Source organism: Achromobacter sp. ACM02 (assembly GCF_014851605.1).
Taxonomy (GTDB): Bacteria; Pseudomonadota; Gammaproteobacteria; order Burkholderiales; family Burkholderiaceae_B; genus Achromobacter; species Achromobacter aegrifaciens.
On the sequence record NZ_JACUZY010000003.1, the window covers coordinates 513286 to 529088 of the forward strand.

Below are 15803 nucleotides of genomic sequence, written 5' to 3' on the forward strand. Positions count from 1 at the left end.
TGCCGGAGCCTGATGATGAAAGCGATACCCCTGAGCCCGCTGATCGGTGCGGCCGTCCATGGCGTGGATCTGGAAACCCTGGACGACGCTGCCTTCGCGGATGTGAATGCGCTGTTCCTGCGCCGCCAGTTGCTGGTCTTCAAGAACCAGCGCCTCTCGCCCGAGGGCCAGTTGCGCTTCAGCCGCCGCCTGGGCGAGCTGGATATCCACGTGCTGGCCCAGTACAACCATCCCGAGTATCCCGAGATATTCGTGCTTTCCAACGAGGTCAAGAACGGCGTGCCGGCGGGCATCGCCGACGGCGGTTCGTACTGGCATTCGGATTTCGCCTTCCGCGAATGCCCGGCCAAGGCCACCATTCTGAATGCGCAACAGATTCCACCGGAAGGCGGCAACACCCTGTTCGTCAACATGTACCAGGCCTACGAGGAACTGGACGGCGCCGTGCAAAGCCAATTGGCGGGCCTGCGGGCGGTGCACCGCTACCGGCGCAAGAACACCAGGGCCGACGAAGGCACCCAGGTGAAGATGGACGCCAGTCAACTGGCCGGCACGCCTGACGTCGAACATCCCATCGTGCGCACGCATCCCGAGACGGGCCGCAAGGCGCTCTACGTCCATCCCGGCATGACCGCCGAGGTGTCTGGCTGGGGCGAGGCGGACAGCCAGGAATTGCTGGACCGCCTGTTCGCGCATTGCACGCAGGAGCAGTACCAGTACGCGCTGCAATGGGAGCCGGGCGACGTGGTCATGTGGGACAACCGCTGCGTGATGCACAAGGCCACCACCCGTGAACTGCCGGCCAGCATGCGGCGCACGATCTACCGCACCACGGTCATGGGCGAACGTCCCGTTTAGGCGCTGCCGATGTCCACCCGTCAGCCCTCAGGTCGCGCCGGTGGCGTGACGCAGTTGGAAGCCTTGCCATTGGACGGCGGGGGAACGCTGGCGCCGGTCCGGCTGGCCTGGGCCCGCTACGGTCCGCCGCCGGAGCGCGCGCGCGCCGTGGTGTTGCTGCTGCATGGCATATCCGGCAGCCACCAGGCCTTGCTTGCGGCCGAGGGAGAGGTCCATCCCGATGCCGGCTGGGCCAGTCCCTGGCTGGGGTCGGGAGCGGCGCTGGACACGCGCGATACCTGCGTGCTGGCGCCGAACGCGTTGGGATCCTGTTTCGGCAGCAGCGCGCCGATCGGGGCGGCCGCCAGCGCATTTCCTGACATATCGATTGCCGATGGCGTGCGCCTGCAGGGGGAATGGCTGCGCGCGATCGGCGTCGAGCGCCTGGATGCGGTGGTGGGTTATTCCTACGGCGGCTATCAGGCCTTCCAGTGGGCCGTGGCCGCGCCGCTGCCCGTCGGGCGGGTGGTGGCGCTGGCGTCGGCGCCGCGCGGCGGCGGCAGCATGGCGGACGCGCAGCGCCTGCGCCGCATCGCCGCCGCCCTCGACGCGGGCGATGCGCATGCCTGGAACGAATGGGTCGAATTGCGCTGCGCAACCCTGCGTCGCTATGGCTACGCGCAATGGCTGGCCGATGCGGGCGAACCCGCCGCGGAGCAGCGCTTGCGGGCCGAGGCGCAGGCCTGGGCGGCGCGTTTTTCACCGTGGTCCATGGCGGCGCTCAGGACGTCCGCCTGCCGCTACGACGTGCGCGACGCGCTGCTGGAAACCGCTACGCCCGTGCGTTGGCTGCGCTGCGTATCCGACGAGCTCTTTGCGCCCGACGATCCGGGCGCAAAGGCGCGGATCGCGTATCCCGCCCATATTGTCCAGACCAGCGTGGCTGGGCGCTACGGCCATCTGTCGCCGCTGCTGGAAGGCCGTCTGTGGGATGCCCAGCTGCGGCAGGCGCTGGCATAGCAGAGGCTGTGCCACCCCGGCGCAGGAAAACCCGGGCGAAAAAATGCCCGCTTGCGCGGGCATTTTTCATCTGTGCGGCAAGGCTTACTGGATCTTGGCCTTTTCGCGCAGTTCCTTCTGGTAGTCGGCCAGGGTTTGCTGGCGCAGCATTTCTTCCAGTTGCGGGCGCACCTGGTCGAGCGGCGGGAATTCCACCGGACGGGTGTCGTCGACCACGATGATGTGCCAGCCGTACTGGGTCTGGACCGGCTTGTCGACCATTTCGCCCTTCTTCAGCTGCGTCACGGCTTGCGCGAACGGCTGGACGTAGTTGGTCGGGGGAGCCCAACCCAGGTCGCCGCCCTTTTCGGCGCTGCCGGGGTCCTTGGAGTTCTTCTTGGCCAGGTCGTTGAACTTGCTCTTGTTGCTCTTGATCTGGGCCAGCAGGTCATTCGCCGTCTTCTCGTCTTCGACGAGGATGTGGCGGACCTTGTATTCCATCTTGCCGGCCTGTTCCTTCTTGATCTTCTCGTATTCGGCCGTGACCTTGGCGTCCGACACGGGGTGCTTGGCCAGGTAGTCGGCCATCAGGGCGCGGACCAGGATGCCTTGGCGGGCCAGTTCGACTTCGGTCTGGACGTCGGCCTGCTTGGCGATACCGCTGGATTCGGCGGCTTGCACGAAGATCTGGCGGTTGATCATTTCCTGCTTGACCTGTTCGCGCAGTTGCGGCGAATCGGTGGCGCCCTGGCTGACCAGCAGCTTGACGAATTGATCCAGGCTCTTCTGCGAGATGGCCTTGCCGTTGACGGTAGCCACGTTCTGAGCGAAAGCCGGCACGGCGATGACGCAGGCCGCAGCCAGCATGACGATGCGTTTCATGAATATCCTTTTACTTTCTATTTGGGAGCCTGGGCATCTAGCGCAAGCGCATGAATCGGATAAGGGATCAAATCTTGCAAATGATGATACACCAGCCTATGCCGCGCAACGGGCGAAAGCCCCGCGAAGCAAGGCGCTACGATGATCACGCGATAGTGGCCGGCGCCGTTTTTACTGCCTTCGTGGCCGGCATGCAAATGCGAGTCGTCCAGAATGTCCAAACTGACAGGTTCCAGGGCGGCTAGCCGCTCCCGGATCAGGGAAATGCGGTCGGTGGTGTCTGACATGAGGAGTGAGGGTTGGTTCCGGCGCGGCGCGCCGGCCATGGATTTCGGAAGGGATCAGGGCTGAGGGGGCGGGGTGTCGGAGGAGGGGGCCTGTTCCTCCGTCTGGATATGCTTGCCCAGCCAGATCGACTGGCCGATCACGAAGACCACCATCAGGCCCATCAGGCCGAAGGCCTTGAAGCTGACCCACTGCGATTCGGTGAAGTGGCCGGAAAACGCCACATACAGGTTGAGCGCACCCGCGATCAGGAAGAAGCCGGCCCAGACCAGGTTCAGCCGTTCCCAGGCGGCGTCGGGCAGCTGGATCTGCTTTTCCATCAGGCGGCGGATCAGGTTGCGGCCGAACAGCAAGCGCGCAAAGACCAGCGCGCCGCCGAACAGCCAGTACAGCACCGTGGGCTTCCACTTGATGAACACGTCGCTGTGCAGCCAGATCGTGGCCCCGCCGAACACCAGGATGACGGTCAGGTTGATCCAATGCATGGCCTCGGTGGCGCGGCCCGTCGCTTTCAGCCAGACGATCTGCAGCACGGCCGCCGCCATGGCGACGCCCGTGGCGATGAAAATGTCCGTGTACCGATACGCAATGAAGAAAAGGAACAGCGGAAACAGGTCGAACAGGAACTTCTTCATTCAGTCTTCTATGGGTTCAAACGTCATCGACAGGGAATTGATGCAGTAGCGCAGTCCGGTGGGCTCGGGGCCGTCGGGGAAGACGTGTCCCAGATGCGAGTCGCAGACGTTGCACAGCACTTCGGTGCGGACCATGCCGTGGGTGGTGTCGCGCTCTTCGCGCACCAGTTCCGGGTCCAGCGGCTGGAAGTAGCTGGGCCAGCCGCAGCCAGCGTCGAATTTGGTGTCGGAAGCGAACAGCGCCGTGCCACAGCCCACGCAGCGGTAGATGCCGTGAGAGAACGTATTCCAGTAACGCCCGGTGAATGCCCGTTCGGTACCCTTTTCACGGGCGACGACGTATTCTTCGGGGGAAAGCTGGGCCCGCCATTCGGCGTCGGATTTTCGTACTTTGTCCATATGAGCTCTTGGAGTCCCGATGCCCGAAATGGTTCGGGCATAATCCCGCCCCATGTTAATCGAGTTTGACCAGGCGGTTGTTTCCACGCCCCAGGCGCAAGTGCTGAATGGGGTGAGCCTGACGCTGGCCGAACGACGCATCGGCATCGTCGGCCCCAATGGCGCCGGCAAGAGCACGCTGGCGCGCCTGATCAATGGGCTGGTCCTGCCCTCGGCCGGCAATGTGCGGGTGGGCGGGCTGGACACCCGGCGCGACTTGAAGGCCGTGCGCCGCCAGGTCGGGTTCGTGTTCCAGAACCCTGAAAACCAGATTGTCTTCCCCATCGTCCGCGAGGACCTGGCGTTCGGCCTGAAGCATCTGTCCCCGGACCGCCAGCAGCGCGAAGCCCGTATCGATGCGCAATTGGGCAGCCTGGGCGTCGGTCACCTGGCGGACCGGACCAGCCACACGCTGTCCGGCGGCGAACGCCAACTGGTGGCGCTGGCGGCAGTGCTGGTGATGGAACCGGCGCTGATCGTGTTCGATGAACCCACCACCCAGCTGGACCTGCGCAATCGCAATCGCGTGCGCGACGCCATTGCGGGCCTGCCCCATGATGCCATCGTCGTCAGCCACGACCTGGAGCTGCTGGAGGATTTCGACCGGGTGGTGGTGGTGCGCGACGGTAACGTCGCGGCCGATGACCAGCCGGCCGCCGCGCTGCGTTGGTACCGGGAGCACTGCGCATGATGGAGCCGCTTTACGTCGCGGGAGATACCTTTCTGCACCGCCTGCCCGCCTGGCTGAAGCTGCTGGCGCTGATGGCGGCGGGCGCGGGCCTGTTCCTGCTGCGCGACCCGCGCTGGCTGGCGCCTGCCTTCCTGGCGGCCGCCGCGCTGGTCTGGTCCACGGGCGTGGCCGGGGCTGCCGTCTGGCGGCAGGTCAAGGGCTTGGCCTGGGTGCTGCTGGCCGTCGGCTTGTTCACGGCCTGGTTCCAGGGCGGCCTGGAGGCGCTGGCCGTGCTGCTGCGCGTAGGCGCGATGGTGGGACTGGCCCTGGCCGTCACGCTGGCCACGCGCACCTCGGATCTGATTGCCGTCTGCGAAAAGGCGCTGATGCCACTGGAACGCCTGAGGCTTGTCGATGCCGGCAAGGTTGCGCTGGCCTTGGCGCTGGCCCTGCGTTTCGTGCCGGAGATCTGGCGCAACTTCCAGGAAATCCGCGAAGCGCAGGCCGCGCGTGGCCTGGGCGCCAATCCGGTCGCGCTGATCGTGCCCTTGATCGTGCTGACGCTGAAAAGAGCGCAGGAAGTATCCGAAGCGATAGACGCGCGCAGCCACTGAGGCCCGCGCGCCCAGTTCCATCTCCCAAAGGGGAAAACCGTGAAATCCAGTAATACCGTGCTGATTGCGCTGTTCGCGGCGCTGATCGTCGTCCTGAGCCTGATCCCGCCGATTCCACTGCCCGCCATACCGGTGCCGGTCACGCTGCAAACCTTGGGTGCCATGCTGGCGGGCGCAATGCTCGGACCCGTCCGTGGCGCGCTGGCCTGCCTGCTGTACCTGGCGCTGGCGGCGGTCGGGTTGCCCGTCCTGCCGGGAGGCCGGGGAGGGCTGGGCGCTTTTTTCGGGCCTACCGGCGGCTTTCTCGTCGGCCTGGTGGCGGGCGCCTTCGTGACGGGCTGGCTGGCGCGCAGCCTGGCCGGCCGCGCCGCGGGCGGCTGGGGGAAGTTCGCCGGCTATTTGGCGGCATGCGTGGTGGGCGGCATCGCGGTGGTCTACGCCTGCGGCGTGCCCTGGCTGGCCGCCGTGACGAAAATGGGTTTGGCCAAGGCTGCGATGGCGGTCGCGGTGTTCCTGCCCGGCGACCTGGCCAAGGCCGTGATTGCCGCCTGGGTGGCGTCGCGGGTGGAGCGCGTGTGGCCGATGTTGGGGCGTTGAGTGGCGCGCCGCAGTCCAAGGGAATCCCCCAACTGACGGCCGCAAAGCTTTTCTAGTACAAGTTCGCCATTAACGAATGCGTTTGCTGAATTGCGTTTTTCGTAGCACATCAGGGAATTACCGGAGTTGCGCATCGTCATTTGATACTGTTTTAACCCTATAATATTTTTTTCTGTATAACTTTAACTAGGCTCGCCCTGCCTCGACCGAGGCGCCTCAGAGCCACCACAGGAGACAAAAACATGCGCAAGCACTTCGGCTTGTCCGCGGCGGCTGCCGCCATTGCCCTGGCCCTGCCGCTACTGGCGAACGCCCAGGTCAAGGTTGGCGTGACCGTGTCCAGCACCGGCCCGGCTGCCTCGCTGGGTATCCCCGAGCGCAACACCGTGGCGCTGCTGCCCAAGGAAGTGGCTGGCCAGAAGATCGAATGGATCGTCCTGGACGACGCCACCGACACCACGCAAGCCGTCAAGAACTCGCGCAAGCTGGCCTCCGACGACAAGGTCGACGTGCTGATCGGCACCTCGGTCACGCCGGGCTCGCTCGCCATGGTCGACGTGGCCGCCGAAGCCAAAGTGCCGATGATCAGCGTGGCCGCCAGCGCCAAGATCGTCGAACCCGTGGACGACAAGCGCCGCTGGGTCTTCAAGACCCCGCAGAACGACGCCCTGATGGCCGGTGCCCTGGCTGACGCCATGGCCAAGTCCAAGGTCAAGACCCTGGGCTTCATCGGCTTTGCCGACGCCTACGGCGACGGCTGGCTGGACGTGATGCAAAAGGCCGCCAAGGCCAAGGGCATCGAGATCGTCGCCATCGAGAAATACAGCCGCACCGACACCAGCGTGACGGGCCAGGTGCTCAAGCTGGTCGGCGCCAAGCCCGACGCCATCCTGATCGCCGGCGCCGGCACTCCGTCGGCCCTGCCGCAAAAGGAACTGAAGGCCCGCAACTACGGCGGCACCATCTACCAGACGCACGGCGCCGCCAACAACGACGTGCTGCGCGTTTGCGGCAAGGACTGCGACGGCATGCTGCTGCCGGCCGGCCCGCTGCTGGTCGCGGCCCAGCTGCCCGATAGCAACCAGGTCAAGAAGTCGGCCCTGGCCTACGTCGAAGCCTATGAAAAGGCCAACGGCGCCGGCTCCACCAACACGTTCGGCGGCCACATGTGGGACGCCGGCCAGCTGGTCGTGGCCGCGCTGCCCGTGGCGCTGAAGTCGGGCGCCAAGCCCGGCACGCCGGAATTCCGCGTCGCCATGCGCGATGCCCTGGAAGGCGTGAAGGACCTGGCCGCGTCGCAAGGCGTGTTCAACATGTCGCCCACGGACCACGCTGGCTTTGACGAGCGCTCGCGCGTCATCGTCAAGGTCGAAGGCGGCAAGTGGGTCTACCAGCCCGGCCTGTAATCCTCCAGGATCGCCCGATCCAAGGGTGTGCAAAGCGCGGCGGCGCCCGCCGCGCGGCACCCTAGCAATGCTTCGCACCGGCCTTTCCGGCCGGTGTGTCGTATCAGTGTCCCGGGTGCGGCCGGAACACCAGAATAAATAAGGTTGTTAGATGGATTCCTCAATTGCGCTGATCCTGCTGCAAGACGGTGTCGTCAACGGCGCCATCTATGCCCTCCTGGGCATGGCTCTGGTGCTGGTGTTCGCCGTTACGCGCGTCATTTTCATTCCCCAGGGCGAGTTCGTGGCGTTCGGCGCCCTGACCCTGGCCATGCTGGTGGACGGCAAAGTGCCGGGCACTGCCTATCTCCTGCCGCTGCTGGGCATCGTCTGCCTGGCGCTCGAGCTGCTGCGTGCGCTGCGCACCCGCAGCGCAGTCGCCTTGCCCAAGGCCATCGCCACCTGTGTGGTTCTGCCGCTGGCGCTGCTCTGGCTGACCGTGACCTACACCGCACCCGGCAATTCGCTGTGGCTGAACATGCTGCTGACGCTGCTGCTGGTGATCCCGATGGGTCCGATGGTCTACCGCATCGTCTACCAGCCGCTGGCCGAAGCCACCGTGCTGGTGCTGCTGATCGTTTCCGTGGCCGTGCACTTCGCGCTCACCGGCCTGGCGCTGGTCTTCTTCGGCGCCGAAGGCTGGCGCACTCCGGCCTTCGTCAGTGGCCAGGTCGACCTGGGCTTCATGACCTGGTCGGCGCAAAGCCTGTTCGTGGTGGCGACATGCGCCATCCTGATCATCGGCCTGTGGCTGTTCTTCGGCAAGACGCTGTATGGCCGCGCGCTGCGCGCCACGGCCGTCAACCGCCGCGGCGCCCGCCTGGTCGGCATCAGCACCACCATGTCCGGCAGCCTGACCTTCACGCTGGCCGTCGCCATCGGCGCCATGTCCGGCATGCTGATCGCGCCCATCACCACCGTGTACTACGACACCGGCTTCCTGATCGGCCTGAAGGGCTTTGTCGGCGCCATCATCGGCGGGCTGGCCAGCTACCCCGTGGCGGCCGCGGGCTCGCTGCTGGTGGGCGTGCTGGAGTCCTTCTCGTCCTTCTGGGCCAGCGCCTACAAGGAAGTGATTGTCTTCACCCTGATTATCCCGGTTCTGGTCTGGCGTTCGTTCAGCACCCATCACGTGGACGAAGAGGAATAAACGTCATGAACCGCATTCTGCTTGCCGTCTTCATCGTCGTCCTGGCGGGCCTGCCACTGCTGCCGGTCACGCCCGAATTCTGGGTGACGCAACTCAATTACATCGGGCTGGCCAGCCTGGTGGTGCTGGGCCTGGTGCTCTTGACCGGCGTGGGCGGCCTGACCTCGTTCGGCCAGGCGGCGTTCGTGGGCCTGGGCGCCTACACCACCGCCTACCTGACCACGCAATACGATGTCTCGCCCTGGCTGGCGTTGCCGGCCGGGCTGATCCTGACGGCCGTCGTGGCCTACCTGCTGGGCGCGATCACCCTGCGCCTGTCGGGCCACTACCTGCCGCTGGGCACCATCGCCTGGGGCCTGTCGCTGTACTTCCTGTTCGGCAATATCGACTGGCTGGGCAAGCATGACGGCATCGCCGGCATCGAGCCCATCAGCATCTTCGGCATGTCCCTGGCCAGCGGCCGCCACATCTATTACCTGATCTGGGTGTTCGTGCTGCTGGCGTTGTGGGCGACCCGCAACCTGCTGAACTCGCGTCCGGGCCGCGCCATTCGCGCGCTCAAGAGCGGCGCCGGCATGGCCGAGTCCATGGGCGTGAACACCGCCGCCTACAAGGTCGTGATCTTCGTCTGGGCGGCGCTGCTGGCCTGCGTCTCGGGTTGGCTCTACGCGCACATGCAGCGCGCCGTCAGCCCCAGCCCGTTCGGCATCAACTACGGCATCGAGTACCTGTTCATGGCGGTGGTCGGCGGCGCCGGCTACGTCTGGGGCGCCCTGCTGGGCTCCAGCGTCATCCTGGTGCTGAAGGACCAGTTGCAGAACCTGCTGCCCAAGCTGCTGGACACCAACGCCAACTTCGAGATGATCGTCTTCGGCGTGCTGCTGATCCTGATGCTGCAATACGCCCGCAACGGCCTGTGGCCGATCCTGGCGGGCTGGTGGGACAGCATCACAGGCGCCGACAGCTCGCGCCGCAATCTGGCGCCGCCCGCGTCCGCGCCGGCCCTGCCGACGCGCGTGCGCCCGCAAGCCGGCCAGGTGGTGCTCGAAGTCGACGCCATCCGCAAGGAATTCGGCGGGCTGGTCGCCGTCAACGATATTTCCTTCAAGGTCGCGTCCGGCGAGATCATGGGCCTGATCGGTCCGAACGGCGCCGGCAAGAGCACGACCTTCAACCTGATCAGCGGCGTGCTGCCGGTGACGCGCGGCAAGGTCACCTTCATGGGCCAGCGCATCGACAGCCGTTCGGCGCGCGACATCGCCAAGCTGGGCGTGGGTCGCACCTTCCAGCACGTGCAGCTGCTGCCCGGCATGACCGTGCTGGAAAACGTGGCGCTGGGCGCGCACCTGCGCTCCGACGTCGGCGTGCTGGCGGGCGCCCTGCATTCGGACCGCGCCCGCGAGGCGCAGCTGCTGCACGAGGCCGCCGAGCAGATCAAGCGCGTCGGCCTGGGCGAGTACCTGTACGAGCAGGCCGGCAACCTGGCGCTGGGCCAGCAACGCATCCTGGAAATCGCGCGCGCCCTGGCCGCCGACCCCGTGCTGCTGCTGCTGGACGAACCCGCCGCCGGCCTGCGCTACAAGGAAAAGCAGGACCTGGCGCGCGTGCTGGAACAGTTGCGCGCCGAGGGCATGAGCATTCTGCTCGTCGAACACGATATGGATTTTGTGATGCGTCTGACCAACCACCTCGTGGTGATGGATTTCGGCACCAAGCTGGCGGAAGGCGTGCCGGCCGACGTGCAAAAGAACCCGGCGGTGCTGGAAGCCTACCTGGGCGGCATCGATGATGACCTGCCCGAAGCGGACCAGGCCAAGCCCGTGTCGGCAGGAGGCGTGTGATGAGCGCTCCCGTACTCGAAGTCAGCAACCTGTCTGCCCGCTACGGCAAGGTGGGCGCGCTGGTGGGCGCCTCGCTCACCGTGCCCGCCGGCAGCATCGTCACGGTGATCGGCGCCAACGGCGCCGGCAAGTCCACCATGCTGAACGCCATGATGGGCTCGCTGCCCCAGACCGGCCACGCGGCCGGCACCGTGCAATACGCCGGCACCGACGTATCGGGCTGGCAGGTCGAGCGCCGCGTCGCGGCTGGCATGTCGCTGGTGCCAGAGCGCCGCGAACTGTTCGGCACCATGTCGGTGGAAGACAACCTGCTGCTGGGCGGGTTCCGCCGCTACCGCGCCCGCGAAAGCGGCTGGCGCGACACGCTGAACGAAGTCTTCGACCTGTTCCCGCGGCTGCGCGAGCGCCGCGCCCAGCAGGCCGGCACGCTGTCGGGCGGCGAACGCCAAATGCTGGCCGTCGGCCGTGCATTGATGGCCAAGCCCAATCTGCTGATGCTCGATGAGCCCAGCTTGGGCCTGGCGCCGCGCATCGTGCGCGAGATCTTCCACATCATCGCGCGCCTGCGCGAGACCGGCGTGGCAATCCTGCTGGTGGAACAGAACGCGCGCGCCGCGTTGCAGGTGGCCGATTACGGCTACGTGCTGGAAACCGGCGAAGTCATCCTGCACGGCCCGGCGCGCGAGCTGGCCGGCGACCCGAAGGTCATCGAAAGCTATCTGGGCCTGGGCAAGGGCGGCGAGCAAAGCTGACCGACCCCGAGCACACGAAGAGCCGGACGCCGCAGGGTGTCCGGCTTTTTTTTATCGTTCGAAGACCTCGACCACCCGGAACCGTTCGCACACCAGCACCAGGTCCGGCGCATAGCCGCCGTTGCGGTCGAAATAAGCGATGTGCGCATCGCGCCATGCCTCGTACGGGCCTTCGCCTTCGGCCAGCGCGAACGCCTCGTCCACCTGATCGAAGCGCTGGATCAGCACGCTGAGCGTCTCGATCACGCAAGCCGGGCGGCCCGAGCCGTCCAGCACCACGTCACGCCGACCGGCCTCGGGCACAGGTTCCTGTTCGTTGAAGTCGCGCAACGCGCCGCAGGTGGCGGTCTTCGTGCCGGCCAGCACCAGCGCAAGCAATTCGTCGGCTAACTCGGGCGAGTCGCCGAACTGGAAGGTCACGGCGTTTTCATAGGGAGCAGGTGGTTTCATGCCTGGGGTATCCATTGCAATATCAGCTCCTGTCCCATCGCGGGATCGGAAGTGGAGGGGGCGCCGGTTTCGATGCGGCCGGCCAGACGCCGCGTGTAGGTCGGATCGCCGCTTTCGCGCACGGTCAGGTCATACCATCCCGCACTGCGGGTCATGTCCCAGGACAGGCTGACCGTCTCGCCGGGAGCGAGCGTGGCATCCTCTTCCTGGGGATAGCCGTAGGCGTTGGCTTCCACCCGGAATGAACGGGCCTGCGGGGCGGGGTTGCGCAGCGTTAATTGCAGCGATGCGCCAGGCCCCTGGTAGGCGGCCAAGACCTCCAGCGCCGGCAGGCCGGCGCGGCCGGTGCAATGGCGATGGAAACCGTTGGGACCCAGCACCCACAGGTCGTAGCGTCCATCGTCAGCGGCGGTCTGCCATGCGCCCTCCAGATGCTTGCCGGCTTCCACTGTGTAGCGGCGCGGGCCGCGGTCCAGATGCAGCCGGTCATAGACGTGCAGCACCGCGCCCGCCGTGCCGCTGTTCTCGAAACGCAGCGTGACGCTTGCCGCGTCCGCGCGCGCGTGGACCTGCAACGCATAGGGCAGGGGGCGCGACGGGCGCGTGCCCGCCTGCTGCCGCGCCGGCCCCGGCTGCAGCGGCGCGGGCGGCGTGACGGTGCCCGGCAGCGCCGATGCGAGGCCGGCGCGTTCGGCGGTGGCTGGAAAGCCGCTGGGCAGGCCCGCGCCGTCCGGCGCGGCGAAATCGAAGATCGAGGTCAGGTCGCCACAGACCGCGCGCCGCCACGGCGAGATATTGGGCTCGGCCACGCCGAAGCGTTGCTCGATGAAGCGCAGCACGGAAGTGTGGTCGAACACTTGGGAGTTGACCCAGCCGCCCTTGGTCCAGGGCGACAGCACGTACATGGGCACGCGCGGACCCAGGCCGTAGACGCCGTGCAAATGCGCCAGCGTGTCGTCCTTCTCTGCGCCGGCGACGATCTCGTGATACTCGCCGCGCGTATTTACCGTGGACGCCCCGGCCAGCGCGCCCGATGCATCGCGCGCAGGCGGCGCGGGCGGCGGCATGTGGTCGAAGAAGCCGTCGTTTTCGTCGAACATCAGCAACAGGACGGTCTTGCTCCAGACCTCCGGGTTGGCCGTCAACGCATCCAGCACCCGGGCCGTGTAGTCAGCGCCTTGCGCCGGGCTGGACGGGCTGGGATGCTCGGAGCCGGCCTTCGTGGCGCAGATCCACGAGACCTGCGGCAGCGTGCCGTCCAGCACGTCCTGGCGTAGCAGGTCCAGGCCGCGGGTGGTGAGCGCCTTTTCCTTCAGCGCGGCCGCCGCGCCCGGCGCGCCATGATAGGCGTCGCGGTAGGCCTTGAAGCCGGCGGTCGGGTTCAGCGAATAATTGTCCGCCATGTTCTGGTAGATGCGCCAGCTGATGCCGGCGGCCTCCAGGCGTTCGGGATAGGTCGTCCAGGTGTAGGCGCGCGCCGGATCGCCGCCCGTGAGCTTGTTGTAGGTATTGCCCAAGGCCGGGCCGTTGCCGCGGCCCAGGCCGTCGTTGGTGCCGGTCCAGACGAACAGCCGGTTGGTGTTGGTGCCGCCGGTGAACGAGCAGTGATAGGCGTCGCAGACCGTGAAGGCGCGCGCCATGGCGTACTGGAAGGGCATGTCCTCGTCCGTGAAGTACGCCATCGAATGGTTCTTCTTGGCGGCCGGCCAGTTGCCCATGCGGCCCGCGTCCCAGGCGTCCTGCGCGTTGGACCAGGTGTGCGGCGTGCTGGCCACGCGCATGGTTTCGAAGGCCTCGCGCGTATCCAGATGGAAGGGCAGGACCGTGCGCGGCGCGCCTTCATCGGGTTTGTCGTTGTATTGCGCCCAGACGGTGCGATGGCGCGCGTCGGGGCTATCCGGCACGGGTATGGGAAAGCGGTCGCCAAACCCGCGTACGCCGGCCAGCGCGCCGAAGTAATGATCGAACGCGCGGTTCTCCTGCATGAAGATCACGATGTGTTCCACGTCGCGGATCGTGCCCGTGCGCCGCGCCGCGGGGATCGCGAGCGCGCGGCGGATGGAGGCGGGCAGCAGGGCCAGGGCGCTGCCGGCGCCGGCCAGCGTCGCGCCGCTGCGGAGAAAATCACGTCGGGTCTGCATGAGGCATTCCTGAGAACGACGCTGCCCGCACAGGGGCGGGCAGCAGGGAGGGGGCTGAAACGGCGGCGATCCTACTTCGCGCCGGTGCTTTCCGCGTAATCCATGTATAGCTTGTGCGCGCGGCGGGCCATGGGGCCGTATTCCAGCTGGCGGTCTTCCACGCGGTTCACGTGCACCACCTTGCCGTAGTTGCCGGACGAGAACACTTCATCGGCTTCCTCGATGTCGGCGCGGGTCAGGCTGCGTTCCTGCACGTCGACGCCGTCGGCCTTCAACAGCGCCAGCACGCGGCGGCGCGTGATGCCGTTCAGGAAGGTGCCGTTGTCGGCGGGCGTGGACACCACGCCGTTCTTGGCGATCCACAGGTTGCTGGTGGCGAATTCGGCGATGTTGCCCGCGCCGTCCAGCATGATGGCGTTGTCGAAGCCCTTTTCGGCGGCCTCGCGGATGGCGCGCTGGCCGTTGGGGTACAGGCAGGACGCCTTGGCGTCGGTGGGCGCCATGTTGGGCCAGGAACGTGCAAAGCTGGAGAAGCAGGCGGAAAAGCCCTGGTCGCCCGGCATCGGCACCTTGAACACGTGCAGCACGAACTGGGTCTTGTCGGCGTCCGGCAGCAGGAAGCCGTCGGCGCAATAGAACATGGGCTTGATGTAGAGTTCGCTGCCTTGCGGGAACTTGGCTACAGCCTGCAGGCACAGCTTTTGGATCTCTTCCCAGCCGATCTGGGGCTTCATCAGCATTTTTTCGGCCGAGCGCACCACGCGCTGGCAATGCAGATCCAGGTCGGGCGTCAGGCCGCGGAATGCGCGCGCGCCGTCGAACACCATGCTGGCCATCCAGAAGGCGTGGTCGGCCGGGCCGAGCAATTTGGGGTTTTCAGTGGTCCAGTGACCGTTGTGCCAGAACAAGGCATCCATGGTTGTCTTCCTTCACTTGAATTGGGGTGGCGCTATCGGCGCGCCGAAACGTCAGGATACATGAGGCAGCGGCCGGCTTCGCGCCGTCATTCGCGCGCCAGCGCCGCCTGCACGCGGTCGGCTGCCTGCGCCGGCATCCATTGCCGCCAGACCGGGCCGTACTGCTTGAGGAAATAGCGCGCGGCGTCCTCGGGTTCCTTGCCTTCGTTTTCCAGCCAGCCCAGGGTGGCGTCGATGGCGTCGCTGGGCACAGTCAGCTTGCCCAGGAATTCGGCGATCTGCGGCGCCTGTTTCGCGAACTCGGCGTTCACGCCGGTGACGACGGGGTTGGGCTTGAACTCGGTGGGCACGGGATTCGCGCACTTGGGATCGGTCATGCAGGTGTAGGCGGCCTGGTCGAACGCGGGCAGTTCCAGCTTCACCAGATCCAGCGCGCCGACCAGCGAGGTGGGCGTCCAGTAGTAGAAGACGATGTCGCGTTTGCGCTTGTAGGCGGACACGATGGCGGCTTTTTGCGCGGCGCCGGAGCCGGGCGCGAACATCGCGTAGTCCTTATCGAGCTTCAAGGCGCGCAGCAGGTTCTCGTTCAGGGTGCCGCAGGCCCAGCCCGCCGGGCAGCCGTAGATCCGGCCGCGGCCGGGTTCTTCGGGATCGGCGAACACGTTCTTGAAGCGCGCCAGGTCGGCCGCGGACTTCAGCTCGGGATGGCGCTCGACGGTGTAGCGAGGCACGTACCAGCCTTCGCCGGCGTCGTAGACGTGGCCCACGCCCAGCACCTTGCCGCTGGCCAGGGCCTTCTTCCATGCACCCTCGATCTGGCCGGGCCACACTTCCGGCGTGACGTCGACATCGCCGCGTTGCAGCGCCGCCAGCATGGGCAGGGTTTCGCCGATTTCGACCGTGGTCTTGCAGCCGTAGCCGTGTTCCAGCACATAGCGTTCGATGCCGGCCAGCACCAGGTTGGATTCCCAGTTCAGGCCGCTGAAGCGGACGGGCCGTTTGACTTCGCATACCGGCGCGGCGGAATCCGCGGCTTGAGCAGCCGCGGGAAGGAGGGCTGCGGCCAGCGCCAGGGCGCCAAGGACGGGGGCGAGCGGATGCGGTTTGCGCATGGTCAGGCACCTGTTTGGTTGGGTGCCGTTCATTGTAC

17 protein-coding genes are annotated in these 15803 nt (G+C 66.5%); 9 read left to right on the top strand and 8 right to left on the bottom strand.

Annotated features, from left to right (window positions below; translation table 11 throughout):
* Positions 1-15 precede the first annotated feature (15 nt).
* Together IB258_RS11230 and IB258_RS11235 are read left to right on the top strand one after the other, a co-directional pair.
* A complete protein-coding gene (locus IB258_RS11230) occupies positions 16-858 on the top strand; it encodes a TauD/TfdA family dioxygenase (protein WP_225590354.1) in 843 nt (280 codons plus the stop codon).
* 9 nt (positions 859-867) lie between these two features.
* Positions 868-1857, top strand: coding sequence for an alpha/beta fold hydrolase (locus IB258_RS11235; RefSeq protein WP_054450532.1), 990 nt, complete (start codon positions 868-870; stop codon positions 1855-1857).
* 84 nt (positions 1858-1941) lie between these two features.
* Here the strand turns inward: IB258_RS11235 and IB258_RS11240 are convergent, their stop codons facing one another.
* From IB258_RS11240 to msrB, 4 genes are read right to left on the bottom strand one after another with little or no spacing between them, the layout of a single operon-like run.
* Positions 1942-2718 carry a peptidylprolyl isomerase gene (locus tag IB258_RS11240; RefSeq protein WP_175164515.1) on the bottom strand — a complete coding sequence of 259 codons (777 nt, stop codon included), beginning with the start codon at positions 2716-2718 and terminating at the stop codon, positions 1942-1944.
* Positions 2719-2735: 17 nt separating this feature from the next.
* Positions 2736-3005 (bottom strand): BolA family transcriptional regulator, encoded by a 270-nt coding sequence (locus IB258_RS11245; protein ID WP_082400667.1) that lies wholly within the window; start codon positions 3003-3005, stop codon positions 2736-2738.
* 54 nt (positions 3006-3059) lie between these two features.
* Positions 3060-3638 carry a septation protein A gene (locus IB258_RS11250; RefSeq protein ID WP_119450986.1) on the bottom strand — a complete coding sequence of 193 codons (579 nt, stop codon included), beginning with the start codon at positions 3636-3638 and terminating at the stop codon, positions 3060-3062.
* The gene (msrB, locus tag IB258_RS11255; protein ID WP_054450538.1) at positions 3639-4037 is read right to left on the bottom strand and encodes a peptide-methionine (R)-S-oxide reductase MsrB; all 399 of its coding nucleotides are present in this window, start codon (positions 4035-4037) and stop codon (positions 3639-3641) included.
* 52 nt (positions 4038-4089) lie between these two features.
* Here msrB and IB258_RS11260 point away from each other — a divergent pair, with 52 nt between their 5' ends.
* From IB258_RS11260 to IB258_RS11290, 7 genes are all read left to right on the top strand, one after another.
* The gene (locus tag IB258_RS11260) at positions 4090-4767 is read left to right on the top strand and encodes an energy-coupling factor ABC transporter ATP-binding protein (protein ID WP_054450540.1); all 678 of its coding nucleotides are present in this window, start codon (positions 4090-4092) and stop codon (positions 4765-4767) included.
* A complete protein-coding gene (locus IB258_RS11265) occupies positions 4764-5360 on the top strand; it encodes an energy-coupling factor transporter transmembrane protein EcfT (protein WP_192329921.1) in 597 nt (198 codons plus the stop codon). The genes IB258_RS11260 and IB258_RS11265 overlap by 4 nt, the downstream gene beginning before the upstream one ends.
* A 39-nt stretch (positions 5361-5399) precedes the next feature.
* On the top strand, positions 5400-5957 hold the full coding sequence (locus IB258_RS11270; protein WP_192352592.1) for a biotin transporter BioY: 558 nt from the start codon (positions 5400-5402) through the stop codon (positions 5955-5957).
* Between the two features lie 242 nt (positions 5958-6199).
* Positions 6200-7363, top strand: coding sequence for an ABC transporter substrate-binding protein (locus IB258_RS11275; RefSeq protein WP_192352593.1), 1164 nt, complete (start codon positions 6200-6202; stop codon positions 7361-7363).
* Between the two features lie 151 nt (positions 7364-7514).
* Positions 7515-8552: a branched-chain amino acid ABC transporter permease gene (locus IB258_RS11280; protein WP_192352594.1), complete on the top strand. Its 1038-nt coding sequence runs from the start codon at positions 7515-7517 to the stop codon at positions 8550-8552.
* Positions 8553-8557: 5 nt separating this feature from the next.
* Positions 8558-10393, top strand: a complete 1836-nt coding sequence (locus IB258_RS11285; RefSeq protein ID WP_054450549.1) for an ATP-binding cassette domain-containing protein — start codon at positions 8558-8560, stop codon at positions 10391-10393.
* On the top strand, positions 10393-11145 hold the full coding sequence (locus IB258_RS11290) for an ABC transporter ATP-binding protein (protein WP_054450551.1): 753 nt from the start codon (positions 10393-10395) through the stop codon (positions 11143-11145). The genes IB258_RS11285 and IB258_RS11290 overlap by 1 nt, the downstream gene beginning before the upstream one ends.
* A 51-nt stretch (positions 11146-11196) precedes the next feature.
* Here the strand turns inward: IB258_RS11290 and IB258_RS11295 are convergent, their stop codons facing one another.
* The 4 genes from IB258_RS11295 to IB258_RS11310 all read right to left on the bottom strand — a co-directional run bounded on the left by IB258_RS11295 (position 11197) and on the right by IB258_RS11310 (position 15765).
* A complete protein-coding gene (locus IB258_RS11295) occupies positions 11197-11595 on the bottom strand; it encodes an ASCH domain-containing protein (protein WP_054450553.1) in 399 nt (132 codons plus the stop codon).
* The gene (locus tag IB258_RS11300; protein ID WP_175213942.1) at positions 11592-13736 is read right to left on the bottom strand and encodes a phosphocholine-specific phospholipase C; all 2145 of its coding nucleotides are present in this window, start codon (positions 13734-13736) and stop codon (positions 11592-11594) included. Before IB258_RS11300 ends, IB258_RS11295 begins: the two co-directional genes overlap by 4 nt.
* 71 nt (positions 13737-13807) lie before the next feature.
* Entirely contained in the window at positions 13808-14653 is an 846-nt protein-coding gene (locus IB258_RS11305) for a branched-chain amino acid aminotransferase (protein ID WP_054450557.1), read from the bottom strand.
* A gap of 86 nt (positions 14654-14739) precedes the next feature.
* A complete protein-coding gene (locus IB258_RS11310; RefSeq protein ID WP_175161907.1) occupies positions 14740-15765 on the bottom strand; it encodes an ABC transporter substrate-binding protein in 1026 nt (341 codons plus the stop codon).
* Positions 15766-15803 lie beyond the last annotated feature (38 nt).

What these genes read in the sequence shown, in the direction of transcription:
- IB258_RS11245 (WP_082400667.1), bottom strand. Translation starts at nt 3,005, where the DNA reads ATGTCAGACACCACCGACCGCATTTCCCTGATCCGGGAGCGGCTAGCC.
- IB258_RS11300 (WP_175213942.1), bottom strand. Translation starts at nt 13,736, where the DNA reads ATGCAGACCCGACGTGATTTTCTCCGCAGCGGCGCGACGCTGGCCGGC.
- msrB (WP_054450538.1), bottom strand. Translation starts at nt 4,037, where the DNA reads ATGGACAAAGTACGAAAATCCGACGCCGAATGGCGGGCCCAGCTTTCC.
- IB258_RS11285 (WP_054450549.1), top strand. Translation starts at nt 8,558, where the DNA reads ATGAACCGCATTCTGCTTGCCGTCTTCATCGTCGTCCTGGCGGGCCTG.
- IB258_RS11295 (WP_054450553.1), bottom strand. Translation starts at nt 11,595, where the DNA reads ATGAAACCACCTGCTCCCTATGAAAACGCCGTGACCTTCCAGTTCGGC.
- IB258_RS11235 (WP_054450532.1), top strand. Translation starts at nt 868, where the DNA reads ATGTCCACCCGTCAGCCCTCAGGTCGCGCCGGTGGCGTGACGCAGTTG.
- IB258_RS11265 (WP_192329921.1), top strand. Translation starts at nt 4,764, where the DNA reads ATGATGGAGCCGCTTTACGTCGCGGGAGATACCTTTCTGCACCGCCTG.
- IB258_RS11230 (WP_225590354.1), top strand. Translation starts at nt 16, where the DNA reads ATGAAAGCGATACCCCTGAGCCCGCTGATCGGTGCGGCCGTCCATGGC.
- IB258_RS11310 (WP_175161907.1), bottom strand. Translation starts at nt 15,765, where the DNA reads ATGCGCAAACCGCATCCGCTCGCCCCCGTCCTTGGCGCCCTGGCGCTG.
- IB258_RS11260 (WP_054450540.1), top strand. Translation starts at nt 4,090, where the DNA reads ATGTTAATCGAGTTTGACCAGGCGGTTGTTTCCACGCCCCAGGCGCAA.
- IB258_RS11240 (WP_175164515.1), bottom strand. Translation starts at nt 2,718, where the DNA reads ATGAAACGCATCGTCATGCTGGCTGCGGCCTGCGTCATCGCCGTGCCG.
- IB258_RS11305 (WP_054450557.1), bottom strand. Translation starts at nt 14,653, where the DNA reads ATGGATGCCTTGTTCTGGCACAACGGTCACTGGACCACTGAAAACCCC.
- IB258_RS11280 (WP_192352594.1), top strand. Translation starts at nt 7,515, where the DNA reads ATGGATTCCTCAATTGCGCTGATCCTGCTGCAAGACGGTGTCGTCAAC.
- IB258_RS11275 (WP_192352593.1), top strand. Translation starts at nt 6,200, where the DNA reads ATGCGCAAGCACTTCGGCTTGTCCGCGGCGGCTGCCGCCATTGCCCTG.
- IB258_RS11290 (WP_054450551.1), top strand. Translation starts at nt 10,393, where the DNA reads ATGAGCGCTCCCGTACTCGAAGTCAGCAACCTGTCTGCCCGCTACGGC.
- IB258_RS11250 (WP_119450986.1), bottom strand. Translation starts at nt 3,638, where the DNA reads ATGAAGAAGTTCCTGTTCGACCTGTTTCCGCTGTTCCTTTTCTTCATT.